Below are 23,022 nucleotides of genomic sequence, written 5' to 3'. Positions count from 1 at the left end.
AAATGCTTTGTGGAAACCCTGTGGAGAGCTGTGTGTAAAACTTTGTCCTGATTTTTGAGTTTTCCCTTTTCCCTTCGGCATTCTCTTTTATCCTCAGCCTTTTCCACAGACTTGTTCACACAGGGGTGCCACTGAAGGCAGCTCCGGCTCTTGCAGTCTTTGGTTTTAGACAGTATTGTCCGTCTGTCGTTAGAGTATGAATAGAAGCAGTACATGCAGAACTCTGAACTAATGCCTTGGTTCGCGCCGGTTTTATCGCCGGAGATGATGCGTGTCATGCATAACCTGGGCAGACGCCTCACTCTGTGGCCCGGGGATGCCGCAGGGCGCACGTGGTTTAACCACGTTGTTTTTGTGGAAAGGGGATTTTTGGCTCAGGCGCTGCTGAATCCCGGAAGCCATTCTCCGTTTATGCTGACGCTTTCCGGCCCCGGCAGTTTTGCCGTAACTACGAATGCCTTCAGCCGGCTGGATAATCTGCCGAGAAAGTACTGGGCACTGACGCAGTCAGAGATTCTGACGGTCAATCCTTCGATTTTGCTGCGCCTGGCGGAAGTTGATGCCGGATGGAATCACGAGCTTACGTCGTACCATATGCGAAGAGCCGTCAGTGAACGGCTGGGGCTTATGGTGTGTCATGTGGCCAAGCCCGAGCGGCGGCTCGGCGTATTTCTGACGGCGGCTCTGGTGAGCGCTGTTAAAAGCGTGATTCCAAAGCTTGAGTCTTCGAACACATGGATCCGGCTTCCGGCACTGCCTTCAAGAAAGCTCATGGCTTCCGTGATTTCCTGTTCCTCCGCAACGATTGATCAGATCATCAGGGACTGGATCGCGAGAGATCTGTTTATGCATTCTTCCGGAGCCTTATGGATGCGCAGAACAGAGCTTCTGGACCACTGGGTATGGCTTAAACCGTTTCTGCAGATGCAGAAAGATATCGAGCAGTCGGTGGCTGTCCCTGATACGATGGTTATGCCTGACGTTGAAAGATAACAGTTATGGATAGAAAGATATGGCAATGAACAGAAAAGCTGTCTGCGCGGTGCTGATGTGCGCGACCGCAGGTACTTCTTTACTGATGTCGGGGTGTGCCCCGCTGATTTTCGGCGGCGCCGTGGCTGTCGGGAGCACCACTGTGTCAACAATGGCTGACCGGCGTTCCACCGGGGCCGTCTTAAATGATGAAGTGCTCGAAAAGCGTGTCGGCTGGGAGATCTCCCGTGCGCTCGGAGCGGCTGAGCAAAATCACATCACTGTGACGGCCTATAACGGTTGGGTGCTTCTCACCGGTGAGGTACCGACGGAAGAAGGCCGAAAGACCGCGGAAAACACGGCCCGAGTGAGCCTTGACGTAAAGCGCGTCATTAATGAACTTGCGGTGATGACGCCCTCCGGTCTCGGACAGCGTATGAGTGATTCAACACTGGCCGCCAAGGTCAGGGCCAACCTGATCGGTAACCAACGCGTCTCCATTAATCAGATGAAGGTAACGGTGGACCGCGGTATTGTTTATCTCACGGGGCTTTTAAGCAGTGAGGAAAATGAGGCAGCCTGCCGAACGGCGGCAGCAACGGGCGGCGTCGTGCGGGTTGTGTCGCATGTTGAGTTACTCAGTGCCCTGAGGCTTGAGCAGATCCGCAGAGAACAGGAAGAGCATCAGAAACGGATGAGTCAGGAATAACTCTGTACTGACTGCGGCAGGTGTAAAGCCCCGGCCGTATTGTTTGGGACGGGCCGCCTTTTACAGTGCGGCCTTTTTTAAAAACCGTTTGTGAGCAGAAACGTCACCAGGGCTCCTGTCATCAGGCACACGGCAAAGCGAAGTTCCAGTTTAATGGTGCCGAACATCACATCATTAAGTTCGAGTCCCTTTTTTAGGCCGAGATCCCGGGCAAGTTTCAGTGCGGAAAAAACGGTGACGGCGCCAAGCAGGCAGGGCCAGTAGGAGGGCTCAATAGCGATTAAAAGCGCAATCAGAGCGTAGGGTGCGAGAATGAGTACGCGGTAGGCGGTCAGCATTCCTTGATGACCTAAAAGCACCGCGAGCGTTTTTCTTCCGACCGAAGCATCATGCTCAAGATCTCTGAAATTGTTTACGGCTAAAACGGCCGCTGCCTGCAGGCCCAGAGCCGCAGAGGCAATCACGACTTCCGTGTTAAGCGACAGTGTTTGCAGATAAAAGGTGCCGCAGACAGCGGTAATCCCGAAAAAGATGAAGACAACCGCTTCTCCGAAGGGGGTGTAGGCAATCGGTCTGGGGCCGCCCATGTAACAGTAGGCGGCAATGACGGAAGCCAGACAGATCAGAATAAAAACCCAGCCGCCTTTATAAACGAGGAAGGCTGTGTCCAGAACAGCAACGAGGGCAAGCAGGCGGATGGCATTTTCCACGGCCTTAACCGTGAGCCAGCCGTTTGCGGTGGCACGGGGCAGTCCCTTGCGTGTCGATCGCTCGGCCTTTCGTTTCGTGTAGCCGGCATCGTTTTCCATATTGCTGATGACCTGCATCAGCACGGCAATTAAGAGCGTGGCAGCGGCTGTGGTGATATCAAGTGTCTTTGTCTCAGCCAAGGCAAACAGTAACCCTACCAATACCGGGGAGACGGCAATCAGCCAGGTTTTCGGGCGGGCGCAGGCTACCCAGGCAGCAAGACTGCCGGGCTTTACGGTTTTATCCGGAGTCATTTGGTATCAGAGAACAACCTTGACCATCGGGTGCGAGGTGAGCATACGGTAAATGGTGTCGAGCTGATCTTTGCTCTGAGCATTTACAACAACCGTCAGGGATGTGTATTTACGGGTTTTGGAATATTCGGTTTTGATGCCTGCCGGATCAAAGTCCGGTGCGATTTCCCGGACGGCACTGCCGATGACTTCGGCAAAATCCGGCGTGGTAAGTCCCATCACCTTAATGGGAAACTCCGTCGGAAATTTTAAAAGTGAGTCTTCACCGGAGGTTTCCGTTATTGTGACGCGGTCGGTTTTCTGTTCAGTCATTTTTTCTCCGTCGGTTCGGCATTGAGTTTGAGCCGCACCGAATCAATAAAGCGGCTCAGGGTACTGCCTTCGCCGATATCGTACATGGCTCTCAGCGGAAAAGACGACAGTTCTTTTCCTTCAAATTCCACATGAAGCCGGGCAATTTCATCGCCTTTACGCACAGGAGCAAGCACGGGCTTTTTGTATTCCACGCGGCCGGTAATACCGCCTGTGCCGCGTGCGGCGAGCTTGGCCCGGTCGATGGAAACCCAGATATCCTTGTCAGCGGCAACTTCGAGCCGGTTGCGGTTGCCGCCCAGTACTTCAAGCGCTGAAACCGGAGTGCCTGCCGTAAAAAGCCGGATTGTTTCGAAGTCGGCTCTTCCCTTGCGAAACAGCGTCAGCACCTGATTGATCGAGACATCGGTCCGGGCATTTCTGTCAGGGAGGTAAACGGCAATCAGTCTGCGTTCCGTATCAGCTGTGATTTTTTTATGAACCGAAGAGGCGATAAAAGCGGTTGATGTTTTGTTGCTCATCACGCCGTCAATATCGTCGCCGCGCCACAGCAGCAGATTCCTGTTGCGCTGATTGTTGCCGGCAAAGGAAAATGTTTTTTCTGAAAACAGGGCAAATATGTCCGGGTAACGGGTTCTGATTTCCTGTGTGAGCAGCGCCAGATCGTATGCACTTGATACTTGTCCGGGGGCAGTCACCGGGGAGGTAAACAGGGAGTTTTTCATGCCGGCTTCTGCGGCATAAAAATTCATTTTTTCCACAAATTCCCTTGTATTGAGTCCGTTCGTACCGGCAAGGACATGACAGGCCTCCTCGGCATTGGTGACGGCAACCGCCTTAATAAGACCGTTAAAGGAAACGGTTTGTCCTGCTCTGAGATAAAGCCTGCGGGCATTCTGCCGTGCCGCAATATTGCTTTCCGGCACAGTCACCGTCAGGGATAAACGGTCTTTTCCGTCAGTCAGCCGCAATGCTGTGTATAGCGTCATCAGCTGCACAAAATCGCCGGGATTGAGTTTTTTATGCTGTTCTTTCTCAATGAGCACCATGCCGCTGACGGAGTCAAAAAGCGTGAGTGACAACGCCAGGGCGGAATTACCGGTCGTCAGAAGACAAAAAACAACCGGCACGAAAGCGAGAGTTCCGAGAAAACGTGAGATCACGACAGTTGATGATGAAAGTTCACAAAAAACAAGGATTGCGGACCGCTTTTAGAGCGGAAAATCCTTTGAAAGCAGTGGATTTTACCGCTGACAATGACGCGTTATCCGTGTGCGTTTATTTTCAGCGGTAAGCCGCATACAATGCAGTTCGTGCAGACGAATCGGTCTTGTTTCGGGCCGTGGTCGGCGCCTTTGTTTGGACGGGAAACGCATATTGTGACGGTTTTACTGCTGGATCTGGGAAATACGGCTCTGAAGTGGACGACGCTTGATAAGCCGGAAGAGCCTCAGACGTATGTGCACGGAGGACACGGAACGCCTCCGGATGAACTGCTGCGTACCTGGTCAGCGCTCAAACCAACCCGTGTGGTCGGCTGCATGGTTTCAAGCGAAATGCTTGCGCTCTCACTTACGAAGTTTTTTAACGCTCACGGCATTCCCTGGGAGTGGCTTCATTCCGAACCGGTCTTTCGCGGAAATTTTGAGCTCACCAACGGTTATGAAAACTGCAGGCAGCTCGGCAGCGACCGCTGGTTTGCCGCCATCGGCGCGGCAAGCCTCTATCCGGGACAGCCTCTGCTGGTGGTGCATATGGGAACAGCCACAACTGTGGATTCCGTCGTCTCTGAAAACGGTCGGCTGGTGTTTTGCGGCGGCCGGATTCTGCCGGGGCCGGCCATGATGTATGAGTCACTCGTAAAGGGCACGCGCTGCCGTCCGAACGGAATCGGTGCAGTCGAGCCGTTTCCGAAGAATACGGACTCCGCAATTTCCACCGGCATTCTGGAAGCACACCTCGGGGTTATTGAGCACGCCAGGGCAGCAATGCAGGACAAAGGATCCGACGTCAAAATCGTTTTCGCCGGCGGCGCTGCACCGCTTCTGGCGCCGTACATCCGGGCCCGCTTTCCTCAGGCTGTCTTAAAACATAACCTGGTGCTGCGCGGTCTGGCACAGCAGGCCTCACAACAGGGACTGACCGCATGAAGGGGCTTCTTGCGGTATTAACGGTTGTGCTGGCTGGGGCAGCGGCGTTTTATCTGATGCAGGATGCGTCTCAGTACGGTGCGTTGCGTCTTGAGGGGCGGGCCTCGGTTGCTTTGCTGCGGGATGACGCACCCCTGCAAGCTACCGCGGGACCGACGGCACGGTCTGAGACCGCAAGCGAGACGCTTCGCTGCGTGCTTTTCGGTCCTTTTGCCCATAAGGATCTGCCCGGCGTGCAGGAGCGTCTGACACGAAGTGGGCTTTTACAGAAGGCGGTTGTGGCAGACCGTTTTCTGCCGGAACGCTTTATTGCGTACCTGGGGCCCTATGACAACACGACGGCCGTGAGAGCCTTTGTGAAGCAATTCCGTCAGCAGGGTATCCGTACGGTAAAACCGATTCTTGAAGGAGAACTTTCCTACGGTGTGGAGATAGCTTCCTTTTCTTCAAGAGAGGCCGCTGAAAAATATCTGGTGAGCGGGCGTGCGCCCGACATGAAGGGAATTAAGGTTACCAACCGCCTCGGAGAGCCGAGCGGACAGGTTGATCTTGTTTTTAATGCGGTCACTTCTGAGGAGGAGGACCGCATCAGAAATCTGACAAAGCTTTATCCCGCAGCAGAGCTCAAAAGCTGCTACTGAAAGGCGGCGTTGAGGGCCCGGGGCAGTGCCTTGAAAAACTGCTCTGCCAGAAGTTGCCTGGCTTTGGTGTCGGCGGCATTGTCGCTGCGGCGTGCGGCCGACCAAACAGAATCAGGAAACCAGGGATCATTTTTCCAGCGCGGAATAACGTGCCAGTGCAGGTGTGGCACCATGTTGCCCAAAGAGGCAAGATTCACCTTGTCAGGCCGCATCATGCGCAGCATCAGAGTCTCAACCGCGTTGACGGCGTTCATGACGTGAATCCGCTCTTTTTCGCTCAGCGCACTCATCTCCGCAATGTGCTTTTTCAGGACGACGCGCGTAAAGCCGGGAATACGGTTTTCACCGGGATTGATGACGCAGACAAGTTCGTCCTGCCAGAGAATCTGTCCGGCGGGCAAAGCGCATAAAGGACAATTTTCACTCATGGTTTGAGTTTCCTAAACGAGTACATGTTCGATGCCGTCTTTACTGACGTCATGCAGAAAATCCGGAAGCCAGTTTTTGCCGTACTGCAGCCGCGCCATTTCAACCACCAGAAACTCCGCTTCAGTCTGTGTGGCGTCGTTATAGCGGCTTAACCCCTGCAGACAGGCCGGGCAGGCGGTGAGAATTTTCACCTCTCCGGAGAAGCCGTCACTTTCAAGCCTCGTTTTTCTGAGAAGGATGTCCTCTTCCTTTCTGAAGCGTACCTGGTTGGCAATGTCAGGGCGGCTTACGGCAAATGTGCCGGATTCCCCGCAGCAGCGGTCTGTGAGTTCAACCTTCGTGCCGTCGCCGGCCGTGATGAGTTGGTTTACGGTCAGAAGCGGCGTACTCCCTGCAAAGGGGGTATGACAGGGATTGTGAAAGAGATACCGGGTATTTTCTTCACCGACAAGCGAGACACCTTTTTCCGCGAGATAGTCGTGAATGTCCAAAATGCGGCAGCCGGGGAAAATTTCCTCAAAGTGGTAGTCCCTCAGCTGCTTGAGGCAGGTGCCGCATGACGTAATCACCGTTTTGATGTCAAGGTAATTGAGCGTATTGGCGATGCGGTGAAAGAGAATACGGTTGTTGGTGACGATCTGACGCGCAAATTCAGCCTGACCGTTACCTTTCTGCGGATAACCGCAGCAAAGGAATTTGGGCGGAATCACCGTCTGGATACCGGAGGCATAAAGCATGGTGAGAACGGCGGCTCCCACCTCAGGGAAAAGCCGTTCGTTGCCGCAGCCCGGGAAGTAAAAGACGGCCTCGGCGTCGCGGCATTCTTTTTTACGGATGATGGGAACCGTGGTCGGATCCGTGAGCTTTAAGAGCGAACGCAGTGTTTTATGCATGCGGGGCTCGGGCAGCCTGCGGTTAACGAGCGTGATGATCTGTTCCCTGATTTTGGGTTTGCCGGTGGTGTTGGGCGGCCGCTTCATATGCGGTTGCGCTAGATGCTTCAGGGCATCTGAGGCCTTGCGCTCAGCCCTGAAGCCGATATCGATCATAGCCTTGCGGGCAATTTCCACCCCCCGGGGATTGGTGAGCGACAGAAAATCAAGCCCCGCCTTTTTAATCGGATTTTTTGAGGTGAAGTTCATCCGGGAGAGAAAGTTTCTCAGCAAAACGGTGACTTCACCGAAATTAATTTTGACCGGGCAGGGCTGCAGACACTTCATGCACAGCGTGCAGTGATCGGAAATGTCGGTAAAGGAGCTCAAATGCTCGGGATTGAGGCCGCGGCGCGTCTGACTTTCGTACAGATACGCTTCCGTGAGCAGTCCCACGGCAATAATTTTGTTGCGCGGAGAGTAAAGCAGACTTGCCCGCGGCACGTGCGTGGAGCAGCGGGACTTGCACTTACCGCAACGCAGACAGTTTTTGACGGCGTCGTTAATCTCCTTTAATTCCGACTGCTGCATGATGAGCGATTCAGAGGTGAGAAGATTAAAACTCGGCGTGTAGGCGTTTTCGAGCCCTTTTAAGAGTTTGCCGGGATTGAAGTGCCGCTCGGGATCAACGCGGTCAAGATAGTCGTAAAAAGGCGCAAGATCGGCCGGATCCAGAAATTCGATTTTCGTGAGACCGATACCGTGCTCACCGGAAACGGAGCCTCCGAGCCCCTTTACGGTTTTCATCACCAGATGCACGGCTTTTTCGCCGAGCTTCATCATCTGATAGTTGTCGGAATTGAGCGGAATGTTGGTGTGGACATTGCCGTCGCCGGCATGCATGTGCAGCGCGATGAATACGCGGCCTCTGAGGACCTTGTTGTGGATTTCATCGATCTGGGCTCTGACTTTTTCAAACGCATCACCGCCGAAAATACGGTCGAGTTCACTGCGGATCTCCCGCTTCCAGGAAATCCGCAGCACTCTGTCATAAACCGCATCAAAGAGTTTTTTCCCTGCGTAGGGTTTAAAGGCCTCGCTGTCAGCGGCAATGCCGAGCGTCAGAAGACGGCTGAGGACGTCTTTAAAGGCATCGTCTAGATGCGTAAGAACAAATGACCAGCGCTCCTTGGTTTCGTCGAGCTTTCGCAGGGCTTCGGGCACGGTTTTTGCCAGCAGCTCCTGCTTGGTGATGCCCGTGATCATGGAGGGGTTGCCGAGGGAAATGTAGCCCTGCAGATAGCTGCGGACAGCTTCGAGCATATCGAGCTTATTCTGAATGGAGCACTCGATGTTGAAGCGCTCGCACACCAGTGTGTATTCGCCGATCTTATCAAGCGGAATCACAACGTCTTCATTAAGTTTGAAGGCATTGGTATGCGCACTGATCGCTGCGGTACGGCTTCTTTCATGCCAGAACTTAAAGCGCTCGGTTTCCGTTTTGGCGATAAAGCCTTCACCGTTACGGTCGGTGCAGATCCGGATGACTTTTTCGGTGACTTCATCCAGCGCTTTTTCGTCATAGCCGACTATGTCACCCACCAAAACCATCTTCGGGTATTCGCCGCGCTGGCTTTTGACCGGGTAATTGACGGCATGCAGATAGCGGTCGTCAAGGTGTTCAAGCCCGGCAAGCATGCAGCCCTGCGGATGCGAATCCAGCAGTTTTGTGATTTCGACGATGGCGGGACCGGCAAGTCCTGCTGCACCGAAAAATTCAAGGCATACGGTACGGCCGCAGGGAGGCATTTTGTGCAGAATCCAGGTGGCTGACGTGATCAACCCGTCGGTGCCTTCCTTCTGTACGCCGGGCAACCCGCCTAGATACTTGTTGGAGACGTCTTTGCCGAGCCCTTTTTTGCGAAACGACGCACCGGGCATTCTGAGCGTTTCGGTGTGAAGTACGCGCGCTTTTTCCGGATCCTTTTCCTGACCGTCCTTAAGCGTCACTTCCCAGACAACTTCTTCCTGTTTGTGGATCTTGCCGAGGTTATGGTTGATGCGGGTGACCTCAAGCCAGTTGCCTTCGGGTGTCACCATACGGTACTGCGCGAGATTATCGACCGCGGTACCCCACAGGACGGCTTTTTTGCCGCCCGAATTTTCCGCGATGTTGCCACCAACCGAACAGGCGTCGGCACTGGCCGGATCGACGGAAAAAACGTAGTCATAAAGGGCTGCGGCTTCCGTGACGCGGCGCGTGACGGCGCCTGCTCCGGTACGGATCACCGGAACATCGTCGGCAACGCCGGGGAGTTGCTCGAGCGTTACTGCGCTGATTGCGTCCATTTTTTCCGTGTTGATCACGGCGCTCAGCTCACTCATCGGTACGGCGCCGCCCGTGTAGCCCGTGCCGCTGCCGCGGGGGATGATGACAAGACCGAGTTCAATACAGGCCCTGACCAGTGCCGGAATTTCTTTTTCCGAGTCCGGTGTCAGAACGACAAAAGGCAGTTCCACACGCCAGTCGGTGGCATCGGTGACGTGACTGGCTCTGGCAAAACCGTCAAACCGGATATTGTCTTCCGAGGTAAATTGCTTAAAAAGCCGCCGGGCTTTACCGCGCAGACGTTCGGTCTTAATGAAGTCTGCATCAAACTTTTCCACGGCTTTATGTGCGAGCGTAAGAAGTTCTGCCACCTTGGCATCGCGCTCAGGCACAGTCGGATCCCGGCGTTTTTCCATCTCATTGAGACGGTGTTTCATGGCGTCGACCAGGAGCACACGGCGGCGTCTGTTTTCAAGCAGATCATCCTGCAGGTAGGGATTGCGGTTGACAACCCAAATGTCGCCCAGTACCTCATAGAGCATTCGGGAAGACCGGCCGGTTCTGCGGAAGTTTCTGAGTTCGGTCAGAATTTCCCAGGCTTTCTCTCCGAGTAGCCGGATGACGATTTCTCTGTCGGAAAACGATGTGTAGTTGTACGGAATTTCGCGAATGCGTTCATTGGCGGCAGCCGTAACAGAAGTCAATCCGGTTTCCTGCATGTTTTTAGGGTCTCAGTTGGGGGGGCAAAGCTTGCCGGAAAAGAGCTCTTTAATTTTTGCCGGCAACAAGAACCATTGTACAAGTTGCGTCTGACCGGTGTCGGCGAGCTTTGAGACACCGAAGAAAGAATGTATCGGATTGAAAACAGCAGGAGGGTGGCCTAAAGTTGGAGTCCTTTTTTGATGCTGTGCCTATTTTGAACGGGAGACAAAATCAGATGGCAGCAACCGACATGTCAACCCAGGATTATCTGCGCCGTATTCTCACGGCCCGCGTCTATGACGTTGCCGAAGAAACGCCGCTTGAAGAAGCCAAGCGCCTTTCCAAACGAATCGGCAACAAGGTGCTTTTAAAACGCGAAGACACGCAGCCCGTGTTTTCCTTCAAGCTGCGCGGTGCCTTTAACAAAATGATTCATCTGACGGCTGAAGAGCGCGCCCGCGGCGTGATCTGTGCTTCAGCCGGTAACCATGCACAGGGCGTGGCACTGGCGGCAAGGCGCCTGGGGTGCCGTGCCGTGATTGTGATGCCCGTGACTGCGCCGAACCTGAAGGTTGAGGCGGTCCGGAATTTGGGCGGCGAAGTCGTTTTGGTCGGCGACAGCTTTTCTGACGCCGCCGCGCACGCCGTCAAGATGCAGCAGGAAGAAGGGCTTACCTTTGTTCATCCCTTTGATGATCCGTTTGTCATTGCCGGCCAGGGCACCATCGGTATGGAAATTCTGCGGCAGTATCAGCCCGCAGACGGCTCGCGTCCCGATGCGATTTTCGTGCAGATCGGCGGGGGCGGACTCGCTGCCGGTGTGGCAACCTACATCAAGGCGCTTTACCCCGACATCAAGGTTTTCGGTGTGGAAACCAAAGACAGTGACGCGATGAAGCAGGCCTTTGCGGCCGGTCACCCCGTCATGCTCTCTGACGTCGGTCTTTTCTCCGACGGTACGGCCGTCAAGCAGGTGGGGGACGAAACCTACAGGCTCTGCCGGCAAAATCTCGATGACATCATCCTCGTTGACAGCGATGAAATCTGTGCCGCCATCAAGGATGTCTTTGAAGACACGCGCGGCATTGTGGAGCCTTCGGGGGCGCTGTCGCTTGCCGGACTTAAAGCCTGGGTCCGCCGCAACAACATCAGCAACAAAACGCTGGTGGCGGTTACCTCGGGCGCCAATATGAACTTTGACCGTCTGCGCTTTGTGTCCGAGCGTGCTGAATACGGTGAAGAGCGTGAAGCGCTTTTTTCCGTGACGATTCCGGAAGAACGCGGTTCTTTCCGGCGTTTTTGCGAATCGATCGGCAACCGCAGCGTCACGGAATTCAATTACCGTATCAGCGATCCGAAAAAGGCCTACATTTTTGTGGGGATTCAGACAGCTAATTCCCGAGATGCCGACAAACTGGTGGAGGCGTTTGAAAAGTCTCATCTGCCCACTGTCAATCTCACGCACGATGAACTTGCCAAGCTGCATCTGCGGCACATGATCGGCGGACACAGCAAGCTTGCGACCAATGAAAGGCTCTACCGGTTTGAGTTTCCGGAACGCCCCGGGGCGCTCATGAAGTTTCTGACGTCGATGGCGCCGCAGTGGAATATTTCGCTTTTCCACTACCGCAACAACGGTGCTGACTTCGGCCGCGTGCTTGTCGGGGTACAGGTGCCGCAGTCTGATAACGAGGCATTTGAGGCGTTTTTAAAGACGCTTGGTTACCGTTTTTGGGATGAAACTCAAAATCCGGCCTATAAGCTCTTTTTGGGGGAGTTCCTGTAAAAAGCACCGGCAGTCTTAAAAGGTACCGGTGCTTTTCCTGGTGAGCTTCAGTTTGAGGGATTGCGGATTAACCGCCGCAGTCCCTTTTCTATGGGGCGGTCAACGAGGTGAAATGTGCCTGAGCCGTCGTCCACAACGTCGTAGTCCCATTTTTTATTGCCGCGCATATCCTCAAGCCACACCGAAAGCGGCAGATCCAGTTCATCGATGTTGGCGTTGATGAAACTTTCCGCTTCGTAGGCCGTGGCGAAGTTTTCCCAAAAGTCGCCGTAGTCGACGATTACCTGAACGACAAGATCGCGCCGCATGGCGGGCTCCTTTTAACGGCTGCCTGCCGCAACGGCAAAGCGTGCGACGGCGCAGGTGAGTTTTTCCGCATAGTTAAGGTCAAGCATTTCGTCGGGACCATGGGCATTGGAGTGCGGTCCGAGTACACCGGTGACCACAAACTGTGCCTGCGGAAAGGTCTGGGCAAAGAGATTGAGAATCGGAATTGAGCCGCCCTCGGGGATGTAGGCCGAGGTTTTCCCGAAGACTTCCCGTCCGATGCTTTCCACCGCACGGGTAAGCCAGGGCGCTTCCTGCGGAGCATCCCATCCTTTGGCAATGCTTGCGTCTTCAAGTGAGGCCTGGGCATTGAAAGGAACGTCTGAGGTCAGTTTGGCCCGCATTGCGTCAAGGGCAGCCTGCGGTTCCGTGTAGGGCGGAATGCGGATGGAGAGCCGCAGCGCTGTTTCAGAGCGCAGGACGTTACCTGCATGCTGCAGCTCGGGAAGCCCTTCAGCACCGATCACGGCAAGTTGCGGCTTCCAGGTCTGCTCAAGAATGTTTTCAGCAGCCGAGTCATAACGCATGGCGGTCTGTCCGGCCCAGGGGAAGTGACTGCAGAGATCACCGCCGATCAGATCGGCCACAGCCCTGATCTGCTCCTTTCGGTTTTCCGGAATCCGGCAGTGAAATTCCGGAAGAAGAATTTCTCCGGTACGGCTGTTTTCCAGGCGGTCCAGCAGTTCGCGGATGATCATGAAGCTTTCCGGAACGATTCCTGAGGCTGAGCCCGAGTGCACGCCGTGATTGAGAACTTTCACACGCAAAGTGACGCCGACAGTACCCCGGAAGCTTGATGTGATCCAGAGTCTTTCATAGTCGCCGGCGGTGCTGTCAAGCACCAGAATCAGTGCCGTGTTTTTCATGCGCGGCGCCGTCATCCTGAGCCAGTAACTGAGATCCGGAGAGCCGGATTCTTCACCGGTTTCAATCAGGCCGCAGATTCTCGGGTGAGAAACGGCGTTGACTTCAAGTGCCTTAACGGCGGTAAGAGCACTGTAGACACAGTAGCCGTCATCAGCGCAGCCCCGGCCGTAAAGTTTGCCGTCTTCCACCACCGGCTTAAACGGAGCCCTGTTTCCGGTCCATCCGGAATTTTCCGGCTGTTTATCGAGGTGCCCGTAGCAGAGCACGGAAGCTTCGGACGCATCAGTACCAAAAGCGGGAATGTCAAAGAAAAGGCAGGGTGTGATGCCGGGGGCCGTCAAAACATCAAACGTTGCCTGCGGGAAAAGCATCTGTCCCCAGCGGGCCGCTTTGCGGCAGGCATCAAGCAGCACGCCGTGCGCTTCCCAGTCGGCATCAAATGCCGGTGATTTGGCCGGAAGTCTCACGAAATCTTCCAATGCGGGCAATGTGCTTTCTTTCCAAAGCTGTGCGACGGTCTGATCTACTTTTTTAAACATGATGATTTACTTATAAGCGGCAAAAGCCTGAATACCGAGAATCTTTGAAACGTTTTCCACAATGGCCCGGGCCTGCGGTGCATCCGCGGCAGAGCCGACGAGAACACACCAGTTGCCCGCGGACTGCGCAATGCGCACACCGTCTCTGATATTTTCCGTGGAAAGCATCATTTCGGCGTGCGCGGCAAATTCCTGAGCACTCGCTTTCTGAGTGAATGCGCCGATCTGTGCGCCCCAGGCCTGTTTAACGGAGTCAAGCGACTGCAGTTCTTTTTGGCCTGCCTGCGGCGCCGCGGGGGCATTGACGTCAGTGGAACTTGCCACCACGCCCTGTACAACACCTTCGGAAACGGACGGGATGACGGGTTCCTGAGGGGGAGCCGCGGTTTCTGTGATGCCTTCAGTCAGTGGTTCACTGTTCTCGGACTGTGTTTCATCCACGGCCGAGGGAAATGTCTCCACGGAGGCAATGCGTGCCAGGGGATCCTTGTCAGCCTCAGAGACTGTTGCCTTAACGGCTAAGGCAGTACCTACGACAGCGGCCAGTTTGTCAATGTGCTCACCGGAAGCAGCTACTGAATTTGTTGAGCTGCCGGATTTTTTCTGCCCGATCAGACGGATGGTTTCCTTGACGGCGACAGCGGCAAGATCGCTCTTTGTTTTACTTTCTGAGCCTGAAGCTGCAACCGCCTGCACGGTATAAATCACTGTGGAGAGCTTGCTGCCGGAAGCTTCGGCAAACTGGGTTGACGTGTGTGTGGCCGACGGAATGTTGCCGAGCGCAATTTGCCGGCGCGTAATGCGTTCAATACGCACGCGGGTTGTGCCGTTTTTCTGGTAGCCGAGTTTGACGGCAGCCGCGTAACTCATGTCAATGGCGCGTCCTCCGATAAAGGGGCCGCGGTCATTGACACGGACAATGACGCTGCGTCCGTTATTGAGATTTGTGACGCGTGCGTAGCTCGGCAGCTCCATGGTGGGGTGAGCTGCCGAGAGGCTGTACATGTCATAGATCTCGCCGATTGCGGTCTTTTTGCCGTGAAACTGTTTGCCGTACCAGCTTGCAGTGCCCGTCTGTACCAGGGGTTTATCTCCCGTCATCGGGTAAAAGCGCTGCCCCATGACGGTGTAGGGGCGGTTGGCCCATTTGTTGGGCTTTTCCGATTTAATGACGATTTCATCGGCTTTATGTGCTTTAAGCGTACCCGTAAGTCCTGGAGGGCCGTCGCGGTCATAGTATTTGCCGGTGTTGGCGCTGCCGGCGCACCCGGTCAGGCAAAAGCTCAGCAACAGTGTCAGCCAGAAAATATGCCGTGCGGGGCCGGAGGTATTTTGTGCTTTGATCGATGTAGCCATAGACATAAAAACGAAGTCCGGTCAGCAGAATGGAAAAACACGAAGAAGACGTCTGAAAACACGTGCCATGTCAGGGCGTAATGCTAGACTGTTACTCTTTTGAAAGCTGCTGAGCTTCCTATCTTACAGATCCGGAAGCCTCCAGCCTCTGAGCGCATCGATTTTTTCGACATTACTTGTAACGCAGGTACGAACATGTCCCTTGGATTGGATGACGTCCGCCGCATTGCTGAGCTTGCTCACATTGATATTTCGCAGGAGCAGGCCGTGCAGATGCAGGGGGAACTCAACGATATTTTTAAGATGATCGAACGCATTCAGGCGGTCGATACGGAAGGGGTGGAGCCGATGATGCACCCGCATGACGGCGTGCAGCGTTTCAGAGAAGACCGCGTGGTCTTCGGCAACGATCGGGCGGAAAACATGAAAAATGCCCCCGAAGAATATGAAGGGCTCTTCCTGGTGCCCCGTGTTGTGGAATAACGGGCGGAGAAAAATTCATGAATGATGTGAAATTCAGCTCCGTTGTTGAGCTTTCCCGTGCGCTTCAGGCCAAAGAGGTGAGTGCCGTTGAACTTGCCAAGGCCTATCTGGAAAGGATTGAAGCGCATAAAGACCTGAACTGTTTTCTGGACGTGCGTCCGGAAGTGACGCTCGCGCAGGCGCAGGCCGCCGATAAGCGCATTGCCGAAGGAAAGGCCGGACGTCTGACCGGTATTCCGATTGCGCACAAGGATATTTTTGTGACGCGTGACTGGGCGTCGACCGCGGCAAGCAAAATGCTCAAGGGCTACATGAGCCCCTTTGATGCCGCCGTTGTCCGTAAGCTCGCTGAAAGCGGTATGGTGACCCTCGGCAAACTCAACTGCGATGAATTCGCAATGGGCTCTGCCAACGAAAATTCTGCCTACGGTAAGGTTTTCAACCCCTGGGATCCAAAGGCTGTGCCGGGCGGCAGTTCCGGCGGTTCAGCAAGCTGCGTGGCTGCGGGCCTTGCTCCGATTGCCACGGCAACCGACACGGGCGGCTCCATCCGTGAACCTGCGGCCTTTACCGGCATTACCGGCGTAAAGCCTACCTACGGACGTGCGAGCCGTCTCGGCATGATTGCCTTTGCCTCAAGCCTTGATACGGCCGGTCTGATGGCGCACAGCGTTGAAGACATTGCCTGGGTTCTCGGTGACATGGTCGGGTTTGAACCGTGGGATTCCACAAGCGAAAACATGCCGGCCGAAGACTTCACCCGTGACCTTGAAAAGGGTGTTAAGGGAACCCGCATCGGTGTGCCCAGAGCCTGGTTTGCGAAGTCGCTGGATCCGGAAGTGGCCTCCGCAATTGAGAAGGTGATTGCCGAGTACCGCGCGCAGGGGGCAGAGATTGTGGATATTGATCTGCCCAACGCCGATCTCGGTGTGTCGGTTTACTACGTTGTGGCCTGCGCTGAGGCAAGTTCCAACCTCTCGCGTTTTGACGGCGTGCGCTACGGTTACCGTGCCGCTGAATATGAAGATATTCAGGACATGATCAAAAAGAGCCGTAATGAAGGGCTCGGAGCCGAACCCAAGCGCCGTATTCTGATCGGTACCTACGTGCTCTCGCACGGTTATTACGATGCCTATTACATCAAGGCCCAGAAGGTACGCCGTCTGATTGCCCGTGAGTTCGATCAGGCTTTTGAAAAGGTGGATGCCATTTTGAGTCCGGTGACCGTTTCCACAGCCTACGACTTCGGCGCCAAGAGTGATCCCGTTGCCGCTTACCTCGGAGACCTTTACACGGTGCCGGCGTCTCTGGCGGGACTGCCCTGCATGAGCATGCCCTGCGGCATTCACTCCAACGGCCGTCCGATCGGCGTGCAGCTGACCTGCGCCCGCTTTAACGAAGCCAAGATGCTCGGTATTGCCCAGGCCTGGCAGAACGCCACCGACTGGCACAAGCGCCATCCGAACGGTTTCTGAGAATTTGAGGAAGAAGACAGAAAATGCAATGGGAAGTTGTGATCGGACTTGAAACGCACGTTCAGCTTTCAACCGCCTCAAAAATTTTCTCCGGTGCCTCCTGTGCTTTCGGTGCCGAACCCAACACGCAGGCCTGCTACATTGATCTGGCGTTGCCCGGGGCCCTGCCGGTTCTCAATATCGGCGCCGTTGACAAGGCGATCCGCTTTGGTCTGGCAATCGGTGCGGAAGTTGCTGAAAAATCGGTTTTTGACCGTAAAAACTACTTCTACCCGGATCTGCCCAAGGGCTATCAGATCAGTCAGTTTGATCTGCCGGTCGTCAAGGGCGGCAAGCTCACCTTTACGGTAGAGCCGAAAAACGGGGAACCCTACGTCAAGACCATCAACCTCACGCGTGCGCACCTGGAAGAAGATGCCGGCAAGAGTATTCACGGCATTGTCGCGCATAAGTCTGGTATGGACTTAAACCGCGCCGGTACGCCGCTGCTTGAAATCGTGACGGAGCCGGAGCTGAGAAGTTCGGCTGAAGCCGTGGGCTACGCCAAGGCACTGCACGCGCTGGTCGTGTGGCTCGGTATTTCGCACGGCAATATGCAGGAAGGAAACTTCCGGTGTGACGCCAACGTGTCGGTGCGCCCCATGGGCGAAACAAAGTTCGGCACGCGCTGCGAAATTAAAAACATCAACTCGTTTAAGTTCCTGCAGGACGCCATTGACTACGAAGTCAACCGTCAGATTGAACTGATCGAAGCGGGCGGAAAAGTCGTGCAGGCCACGCGTCTTTATGACCCGGACCGCAATGAAACGCGTCAGATGAGAACCAAGGAAGATTCGATGGATTACCGTTATTTCCCGGATCCTGATCTTCTGCCGGTCAAAATCACGCAGAGCTGGAAGGATGAAGTCGCCAAGAGCATGCCCGAACTGCCGGGACAAATGCGCGAGCGCTTTGTCCGTGATTTCGGTCTCACCGAGTACGATGCGGCGGTTCTGACGGCTTCTCGCGATGTGGCGGACTATTTTGTGAAGGTAAGCAGCGCCGTTGCCGACAAGAAGATTGCCGCCAACTGGGTGATGGGTGAAGTGGCTGCCAACGTCAATGCCGTTGAGAATATGACCTACGCCCAGGCTCCTGTGAAGGCTGAAGTGCTCGGAGAAATTCTCAAGCGGCTCACCGACGGGACCGTCAACGCCAAGGGTGCCAAGAAGCTCTTCCAGCTCATCTGGGGCGGCGCAGCGGAGAGCGTTGACGCTTTGATCGAAAAAGAAGGCCTCAAGCAGATTTCAGACGCTTCCGCGATTGAAGGCATTATCGACGAAGTGCTTGCCGCCAATGCCAAGATGGTGGAGGAATTCCGCTCCGGTAAGCAAAAGGCCTTTAACGCTTTGGTCGGTCAGGCAATGAAGGCCACCAAGGGTAAGGCCAATCCCAAGCAGGTCAACGAGATTCTGCGCGCCAGACTCGGCGCCTGAGACCGAATCTGAGGGATAACGGAAAGGACAGCTGCGATGACAAAAAATCCGCTGTCCTTTTTGTTTGCCGGTTTCCGTTACCTGCTGCACGGCTTTTCGGCCGGCCGGCTTTTTGACCGTTGCCGTTTCGGACGTTTGTCACGCCGTATTTTCTGGGAAACAGCGGCCGCCGATGCAGTGGTTCTGCTGCTCACGTTTTTTGTGCCTCTGGAAATTGCCTATCGACTACAGCTTGAGCCCGAGAGTCTTTTTCTGCGGGTGTGGCTCTGTACGTGGCTTATTTTGTTTGCCGTGCTCTCGGTCTGCCTTTTCAGAGCGGCAAGACGACGGCTGCATGACGCCGGTATGAGCGGAATACGGTTGCTGCTCATTTTTGTACCGGTTGTCGGCTGGCTGCTTACGGCGTATTTTCTTGCGGCGCCGTCGGCCGGATTCAACCGTTGGGACCGAATATAAAAAACCGCGGCAGCGACAGAGCGTTTCCGCGGTTTATTTTCTTCTGAGCGGGGCTTTATCAGCAGGCGCCGTAACGGCTGCGGTAGGCCGCTACGGCCTCTTTATAGGCGGCGGCAGTCTTTGCGGCTTCTGAGGACCCGTCCATAAAGCTCAGCAGATCGTTGAGGTTTGCGATGGAAACGACCGGGATGCCGAGCGTTTTCTCAACATCTTGAACGGCGGAGGTTTCGGTCATCACTTCAGCGTTGCCGCCTTTTTCCATGCGGTCAAGGGCAATCAGAATGCCGGCGGGCGTTGCCTGGTTGGCTTTAATCAGCGTCACGGATTCACGCGCGGAAGTTCCCGCACTGATCACGTCGTCGATGATGACGACGCGGCCTTTCAGGGGAGCGCCGATGATGGTGCCGCCTTCGCCGTGATCCTTGGCTTCCTTACGGTTAAAGGCATAAGGGACATCAAGCCCCAGCCGGGCGAGATTGATGGCCACGGTGGCGACAAGGGGAATACCTTTGTAGGCCGGTCCGTAAAGCATGTCAAAGTCAATGCGGCCGGCTTTTTTGGCGTTTAAAAGCGCGGTGGCGTAGTAGTGACCGAGCTGATCAAGTAAGGAGCCGGTATTAAACAGTCCGGCATTAAAGAAGTAGGGGCTTAAACGCCCTGCTTTTGTTTTGAATTCGCCGAAACGCAGAACGTTGGCTTTAAGCGCAAATTCGATGAACTGAAAGTGATTGTCGGACATAGGTAATGACGACACAAAAGTTGAAACGACAGAACACTGAATTTTAACGGTTTGGCGTGTTGGCGCAGAGGCTTAAACAGTACAATGAGGCAGTCTGAAAGATCTTGGAAAGGAATAAAAAGTGCTCCGCATCATGACCTTTAATGCCAACGGCATCCGTTCGGCCGCAGATAAAGGCTTCTGGAAATGGTTTCACGGCCAGAACGCCGACATTCTGTGTGTGCAGGAATTAAAGGCGCAGGAGCAGGATCTGCAGGCCGCGGTAAGAGATCAGCAAGGGTACCGCAGCTGGCTGCACTGCGCGCAGAAAAAAGGGTATTCGGGTGTGGGTGTCTGGTCAAGGATTGAACCGGAAAATGTCGTGATCGGTTTCGGTTCCCCCGAATTTGATGCCGAAGGGCGTTATGTACGCCTGGACTTTAAGGGGCTTTCCGTGATCTCCGTGTATTTTCCGTCCGGAACGAGCGGAGATGACCGTCAGGAGGCAAAGTACCGCTTTCTGAGCGCCTTTGAAGCGCATGTGACTGAACTCAGAAAGACTGGACGCGAGATTGCCTTTTGCGGTGACGTCAACATCGCGCACAAGGAAATCGATATTAAAAACTGGCGAGGAAATCTCAAACACACGGGGTTTTTGCCCGAAGAAAGAGCGTGGCTCACGCACTGCTTTGATGAGCTCGGCTGGTGTGACGTGTTCCGCAGACTTGATCCCCGGCCGGATCAGTACACCTGGTGGAGTCAGCGCGGTCAGGCCCGTGCCAAAAACGTGGGCTGGCGCATCGATTATGAAATTGCTACGCCGGCTTTGGCGGCAACGGCGCGCGCCACATCGATTTGCCGCGATGAAAAGTTTTCCGACCATGCGCCTCTCACTGTGGACTATGACTGGCCCGAAGGAGTGTGACGGTGCGGCTTGAGGATATTCTGTTCACCCAGGGGTTCGGTACGCGCCATGAGTGCAGTGGATTGATTTCTCTCGGACGGGTAACGTTTGACGGAGTGCTCTCCACGGACCCCGACAGTGAGGTTAATCCGCAGGGAAAAGTGTTTTCTGTGGAGGGTACGGCGTGGCCGTATCATGAGAAAGCCGTCATTGTTCTCAATAAACCTGCGGGCTACGAGTGTTCTCAGAAACCCACGCATCACCCGTCCGTCATGACATTGCTGCCGCCTCCGTTAAGAAGACGTGGGGTGCAGCCTGTGGGGCGGCTTGACGCAGATACCACGGGACTGTTGCTTCTGACCGATGACGGAGCGCTGCTGCACCGGCTTACGCACCCCAAAAAGCACGTTCCGAAAACCTATGTTGCCCGCTGTGCAGAAGATGTGTCGCCGGCTATGTGTAAAAAACTCACCGAAGGGGTGCTTCTTGACGGAGAAAAAGACCTTACCCGGGCGGCGAGCTGTGAGATCACGGACAGCCGCACGGTGAGGCTTGTGATCACCTCAGGCAAATACCACCAGGTCAAACGGATGATTGCGGCAGCCGGCAACCGTGTGGAAGCGCTGCAGCGCACAATGTTCGGCGCTTTCGACCTCCCGGCAACACTGATTCCCGGTGCGTGGGACTGGCTTAACGCGGATGAGCTCGCGTTGGTGCAGAAAAAACAGTAAGACGCAGGAGGCAATGTGAGTCGTTTCGGGTCTTTGTCCGTCTACCGGGAACCGGCCAGTCTGAGGATGCTCTTTCTGGGATTTTCCTCGGGGCTACCTCTGCTTTTGGTGCTGGGAACGCTGTCATTTTGGCTGCGCGAAAGCGGCATTGACTTAAAGACGATCGGTTTTATGAGCTGGGTGGGGCTCTGCTGGGGGCTTAAATGGGTCTGGGCTCCGCTTGTGGACAGACTGAGAATCCCGTTGCTGACCAGGCGCCTCGGCAGAAGACGCGCCTGGCTGCTGCTGTCGCAGATCGGGCTTGCCGCCGGACTTGCGGCCATGGCGTTCTGTGATCCGGCAAGGAACCTTGATACCGTCATTGCCTGTGCGCTTGTGACGGCTTTTTTCGGCGCCACACAGGATATTTCGCTCGATGCTTTCCGTATTGAGTCCGGTAACGAGAAGGAGCAGGCCGCATTTGCGGCGATGTATCAGACGGGGTACCGCTTTGCGATGCTGTGGTCGGGCGCCGGAGCTCTGGCGATTGCAGCAGCTTTTGATGCGGGCAGCGGAGAAGGCTGGCGGATTGCTTACCTTGTGATGGCGGCAAGTCTGCTGACGGGAATCGTAACGGTGCTCGTGAGCCCTGAGCCGCAGGTGCAGGAAAGTTCCGGAGCACCGGCCCGGAGAAGCGGCGTGAAAGCCTGGCTCAGAGAGGCGGTATGGATGCCCTTTGCGGATTTTTTCAGCCGTTTCGGCTGGTGGGCCCTGGTTGTATTGCTTCTGATTGCCACTTACCGCATCAGTGACATCGTAATGGGGGTAATGGCCAATCCGTTTTACAGCGACATGGGCTTTACCAAAGAAGAAGTGGCGGCCGTCAGCAAGGTTTTCGGCGTTCTGATGACGCTGGCCGGCGCCTTTGTCGGCGGAGTTCTCACCATGCGCTGCGGTGTGATGAAGGTACTTTTCCTCGGAGCGCTTTTGTCGGCAGCCACCAACCTGCTTTTTTCCGTACTGGCTCAGCTCGGACACAACACCGCCTTTCTCATCGTCACGGTGAGCGCGGACAACCTTGCGGGCGGTATGGCTTCGGCAGCCTTTGTTGCCTATCTGTCGGGACTTACCAACACAGCCTATTCGGCAACGCAGTACGCGCTTTTCAGTTCCGTCATGCTGATACTGCCGAAGTTTCTGGCCGGCTTTTCCGGGGTGGCTGTTGAGGCACTCGGTTATTCCGGATTTTTCATTGCAACGGCTTGTCTGGGGGTTCCGGTGCTGATTCTGACGGGGCTGGCAGCCCGTGCCCGCGCGGTTTTTACGCGGTCGACAGAGAATGCTAATGCATTGAAATAGTTTAATATTTTCTTAAAACAAGACAAAAACTATTGAATTAGCTTGTGCGATTAAGAAAGCTTATTAAAGCGCTGACCCCTATAGGAGGTACGTATGGCTAATCCGATCAAAAATTTTGTCAGCCGCCTGACGACGGCGTTTGGCGCTCCCGTTGCTGACAACAACAATCTAAACAACCCGCGCTTGAAAGCGCGGAGTTTGCTGACACAGTGCAGGCTTTCCCGTAACAGCCAAGGTTTTTGAGGCCTTGTCTGCCCGGGCGTCCCCTGCACCACAGGAACAATTAAAACGCAACCGCTCTACGGGTACGGGCTTCATCAGCTCGATCCGTCGGTTCCGGCGAAGGACTGCTTCGTCTTGCCGATTCGCTGGTTTGTACTGCACTATCGATCCGGCGTTCCCTGAGACTTGTTTGAGCCTCGCAAGCGCTGATTGCTCAGCCTTCAG

22 protein-coding genes are annotated in these 23,022 nt (G+C 55.0%); 12 read left to right on the top strand and 10 right to left on the bottom strand.

Going from position 1 to position 23,022, the window contains the following annotated elements:
* Nucleotides 1-264: 264 nt before the first annotated feature.
* The gene (locus BQ7486_RS00190; protein WP_074008528.1) at nt 265-993 is read left to right on the top strand and encodes a cyclic nucleotide-binding domain-containing protein; all 729 of its coding nucleotides are present in this window, start codon (nt 265-267) and stop codon (nt 991-993) included.
* Between the two features lie 19 nt (nt 994-1,012).
* Entirely contained in the window at nt 1,013-1,681 is a 669-nt protein-coding gene (locus BQ7486_RS00185; RefSeq protein WP_022372731.1) for a BON domain-containing protein, read from the top strand.
* 77 nt (nt 1,682-1,758) lie between these two features.
* Here BQ7486_RS00185 and menA read toward each other — a convergent pair whose 3' ends face one another.
* From menA to BQ7486_RS00170, 3 genes are read right to left on the bottom strand one after another with little or no spacing between them, the layout of a single operon-like run.
* Nucleotides 1,759-2,685 carry a 1,4-dihydroxy-2-naphthoate octaprenyltransferase gene (gene menA / locus BQ7486_RS00180; protein ID WP_022372730.1) on the bottom strand — a complete coding sequence of 309 codons (927 nt, stop codon included), beginning with the start codon at nt 2,683-2,685 and terminating at the stop codon, nt 1,759-1,761.
* A gap of 6 nt (nt 2,686-2,691) precedes the next feature.
* The gene (locus BQ7486_RS00175) at nt 2,692-2,997 is read right to left on the bottom strand and encodes a YbeD family protein (protein WP_022372729.1); all 306 of its coding nucleotides are present in this window, start codon (nt 2,995-2,997) and stop codon (nt 2,692-2,694) included.
* Nucleotides 2,994-4,127 carry a D-alanyl-D-alanine carboxypeptidase family protein gene (locus tag BQ7486_RS00170; protein WP_143182969.1) on the bottom strand — a complete coding sequence of 378 codons (1,134 nt, stop codon included), beginning with the start codon at nt 4,125-4,127 and terminating at the stop codon, nt 2,994-2,996. Before BQ7486_RS00170 ends, BQ7486_RS00175 begins: the two co-directional genes overlap by 4 nt.
* Nucleotides 4,128-4,376: 249 nt before the next feature.
* Here BQ7486_RS00170 and BQ7486_RS00165 point away from each other — a divergent pair, with 249 nt between their 5' ends.
* Together BQ7486_RS00165 and BQ7486_RS00160 are read left to right on the top strand one after the other, a co-directional pair.
* On the top strand, nt 4,377-5,147 hold the full coding sequence (locus tag BQ7486_RS00165; protein WP_074008526.1) for a type III pantothenate kinase: 771 nt from the start codon (nt 4,377-4,379) through the stop codon (nt 5,145-5,147).
* Complete coding sequence (locus BQ7486_RS00160) at nt 5,144-5,788, top strand: hypothetical protein (RefSeq protein ID WP_022372726.1); 645 nt, start codon at nt 5,144-5,146, stop codon at nt 5,786-5,788. The genes BQ7486_RS00165 and BQ7486_RS00160 overlap by 4 nt, the downstream gene beginning before the upstream one ends.
* On the opposite strand, the gene BQ7486_RS00155 is transcribed toward BQ7486_RS00160, so the two are convergent.
* On the bottom strand, nt 5,782-6,216 hold the full coding sequence (locus BQ7486_RS00155; protein WP_022372725.1) for an HIT family protein: 435 nt from the start codon (nt 6,214-6,216) through the stop codon (nt 5,782-5,784). The two genes, BQ7486_RS00160 and BQ7486_RS00155, sit on opposite strands and share 7 nt — an antisense overlap.
* Nucleotides 6,217-6,228: 12 nt before the next feature.
* Nucleotides 6,229-10,137 carry a DUF3683 domain-containing protein gene (locus tag BQ7486_RS00150; protein WP_074008525.1) on the bottom strand — a complete coding sequence of 1,303 codons (3,909 nt, stop codon included), beginning with the start codon at nt 10,135-10,137 and terminating at the stop codon, nt 6,229-6,231.
* Nucleotides 10,138-10,355: 218 nt separating this feature from the next.
* Here BQ7486_RS00150 and ilvA point away from each other — a divergent pair, with 218 nt between their 5' ends.
* Nucleotides 10,356-11,906, top strand: a complete 1,551-nt coding sequence (gene ilvA / locus BQ7486_RS00145; protein ID WP_022372723.1) for a threonine ammonia-lyase, biosynthetic — start codon at nt 10,356-10,358, stop codon at nt 11,904-11,906.
* Nucleotides 11,907-11,953: 47 nt separating this feature from the next.
* Here the strand turns inward: ilvA and BQ7486_RS00140 are convergent, their stop codons facing one another.
* From BQ7486_RS00140 to BQ7486_RS00130, 3 genes are read right to left on the bottom strand one after another with little or no spacing between them, the layout of a single operon-like run.
* Nucleotides 11,954-12,214 (bottom strand): hypothetical protein, encoded by a 261-nt coding sequence (locus tag BQ7486_RS00140; RefSeq protein ID WP_074008524.1) that lies wholly within the window; start codon nt 12,212-12,214, stop codon nt 11,954-11,956.
* A 12-nt stretch (nt 12,215-12,226) separates the two neighbouring features.
* Nucleotides 12,227-13,639, bottom strand: a complete 1,413-nt coding sequence (locus BQ7486_RS00135; RefSeq protein ID WP_022372721.1) for a M20/M25/M40 family metallo-hydrolase — start codon at nt 13,637-13,639, stop codon at nt 12,227-12,229.
* A 6-nt stretch (nt 13,640-13,645) separates the two neighbouring features.
* Nucleotides 13,646-15,001, bottom strand: coding sequence for a septal ring lytic transglycosylase RlpA family protein (locus BQ7486_RS00130; protein WP_022372720.1), 1,356 nt, complete (start codon nt 14,999-15,001; stop codon nt 13,646-13,648).
* Nucleotides 15,002-15,190: 189 nt separating this feature from the next.
* Between BQ7486_RS00130 and gatC the strand changes: the two genes are divergently transcribed.
* Genes gatC through BQ7486_RS00110 form a run of 4 tightly spaced genes read left to right on the top strand, consistent with a single transcriptional unit; the run spans nt 15,191 to nt 18,884 of the window.
* Nucleotides 15,191-15,478, top strand: a complete 288-nt coding sequence (gene gatC, locus BQ7486_RS00125; protein ID WP_022372719.1) for an Asp-tRNA(Asn)/Glu-tRNA(Gln) amidotransferase subunit GatC — start codon at nt 15,191-15,193, stop codon at nt 15,476-15,478.
* Nucleotides 15,479-15,495: 17 nt separating this feature from the next.
* Nucleotides 15,496-16,953 (top strand): Asp-tRNA(Asn)/Glu-tRNA(Gln) amidotransferase subunit GatA, encoded by a 1,458-nt coding sequence (gene gatA / locus BQ7486_RS00120; RefSeq protein ID WP_022372718.1) that lies wholly within the window; start codon nt 15,496-15,498, stop codon nt 16,951-16,953.
* Between the two features lie 23 nt (nt 16,954-16,976).
* Nucleotides 16,977-18,428 carry an Asp-tRNA(Asn)/Glu-tRNA(Gln) amidotransferase subunit GatB gene (gene gatB, locus BQ7486_RS00115; protein WP_022372717.1) on the top strand — a complete coding sequence of 484 codons (1,452 nt, stop codon included), beginning with the start codon at nt 16,977-16,979 and terminating at the stop codon, nt 18,426-18,428.
* A 36-nt stretch (nt 18,429-18,464) separates the two neighbouring features.
* Entirely contained in the window at nt 18,465-18,884 is a 420-nt protein-coding gene (locus BQ7486_RS00110) for a DUF805 domain-containing protein (protein WP_022372716.1), read from the top strand.
* A gap of 58 nt (nt 18,885-18,942) precedes the next feature.
* Here the strand turns inward: BQ7486_RS00110 and pyrE are convergent, their stop codons facing one another.
* Nucleotides 18,943-19,623: an orotate phosphoribosyltransferase gene (pyrE, locus tag BQ7486_RS00105; protein ID WP_022372715.1), complete on the bottom strand. Its 681-nt coding sequence runs from the start codon at nt 19,621-19,623 to the stop codon at nt 18,943-18,945.
* Nucleotides 19,624-19,744: 121 nt separating this feature from the next.
* Between pyrE and BQ7486_RS00100 the strand changes: the two genes are divergently transcribed.
* The 3 genes from BQ7486_RS00100 to BQ7486_RS00090 are packed head-to-tail and all read left to right on the top strand — an operon-like array spanning nt 19,745 to nt 22,575.
* A complete protein-coding gene (locus tag BQ7486_RS00100) occupies nt 19,745-20,527 on the top strand; it encodes an exodeoxyribonuclease III (protein ID WP_074008522.1) in 783 nt (260 codons plus the stop codon).
* Nucleotides 20,528-20,529: 2 nt separating this feature from the next.
* Nucleotides 20,530-21,237, top strand: coding sequence for a pseudouridine synthase (locus BQ7486_RS00095; protein WP_022372713.1), 708 nt, complete (start codon nt 20,530-20,532; stop codon nt 21,235-21,237).
* A 15-nt stretch (nt 21,238-21,252) separates the two neighbouring features.
* On the top strand, nt 21,253-22,575 hold the full coding sequence (locus BQ7486_RS00090; RefSeq protein ID WP_074008521.1) for an AmpG family muropeptide MFS transporter: 1,323 nt from the start codon (nt 21,253-21,255) through the stop codon (nt 22,573-22,575).
* 168 nt (nt 22,576-22,743) lie between these two features.
* On the opposite strand, the gene BQ7486_RS12005 is transcribed toward BQ7486_RS00090, so the two are convergent.
* Nucleotides 22,744-23,022, bottom strand: a 279-nt coding sequence (locus tag BQ7486_RS12005; RefSeq protein ID WP_162272202.1) for a hypothetical protein, incomplete at its 5' end; no start/stop codon positions are given.

The organism is Duodenibacillus massiliensis, assembly GCF_900128485.1.
GTDB lineage: Bacteria > Pseudomonadota > Gammaproteobacteria > Burkholderiales > Burkholderiaceae_F > Duodenibacillus > Duodenibacillus massiliensis.
This window is presented reverse-complemented; position numbering and strand designations above follow the sequence as displayed.

Coding starts and splice junctions, on each gene's coding strand:
- BQ7486_RS00190 (WP_074008528.1), top strand. CDS start 265: ATGATGCGTGTCATGCATAACCTGGGCAGACGCCTCACTCTGTGGCCC.
- BQ7486_RS00185 (WP_022372731.1), top strand. CDS start 1,013: ATGGCAATGAACAGAAAAGCTGTCTGCGCGGTGCTGATGTGCGCGACC.
- menA (WP_022372730.1), bottom strand. CDS start 2,685: ATGACTCCGGATAAAACCGTAAAGCCCGGCAGTCTTGCTGCCTGGGTA.
- BQ7486_RS00175 (WP_022372729.1), bottom strand. CDS start 2,997: ATGACTGAACAGAAAACCGACCGCGTCACAATAACGGAAACCTCCGGT.
- BQ7486_RS00160 (WP_022372726.1), top strand. CDS start 5,144: ATGAAGGGGCTTCTTGCGGTATTAACGGTTGTGCTGGCTGGGGCAGCG.
- BQ7486_RS00155 (WP_022372725.1), bottom strand. CDS start 6,216: ATGAGTGAAAATTGTCCTTTATGCGCTTTGCCCGCCGGACAGATTCTC.
- BQ7486_RS00150 (WP_074008525.1), bottom strand. CDS start 10,137: ATGCAGGAAACCGGATTGACTTCTGTTACGGCTGCCGCCAATGAACGC.
- ilvA (WP_022372723.1), top strand. CDS start 10,356: ATGGCAGCAACCGACATGTCAACCCAGGATTATCTGCGCCGTATTCTC.
- BQ7486_RS00140 (WP_074008524.1), bottom strand. CDS start 12,214: ATGCGGCGCGATCTTGTCGTTCAGGTAATCGTCGACTACGGCGACTTT.
- BQ7486_RS00135 (WP_022372721.1), bottom strand. CDS start 13,639: ATGTTTAAAAAAGTAGATCAGACCGTCGCACAGCTTTGGAAAGAAAGC.
- BQ7486_RS00130 (WP_022372720.1), bottom strand. CDS start 15,001: ATGTCTATGGCTACATCGATCAAAGCACAAAATACCTCCGGCCCCGCA.
- gatC (WP_022372719.1), top strand. CDS start 15,191: ATGTCCCTTGGATTGGATGACGTCCGCCGCATTGCTGAGCTTGCTCAC.
- gatA (WP_022372718.1), top strand. CDS start 15,496: ATGAATGATGTGAAATTCAGCTCCGTTGTTGAGCTTTCCCGTGCGCTT.
- gatB (WP_022372717.1), top strand. CDS start 16,977: ATGCAATGGGAAGTTGTGATCGGACTTGAAACGCACGTTCAGCTTTCA.
- BQ7486_RS00110 (WP_022372716.1), top strand. CDS start 18,465: ATGACAAAAAATCCGCTGTCCTTTTTGTTTGCCGGTTTCCGTTACCTG.
- pyrE (WP_022372715.1), bottom strand. CDS start 19,623: ATGTCCGACAATCACTTTCAGTTCATCGAATTTGCGCTTAAAGCCAAC.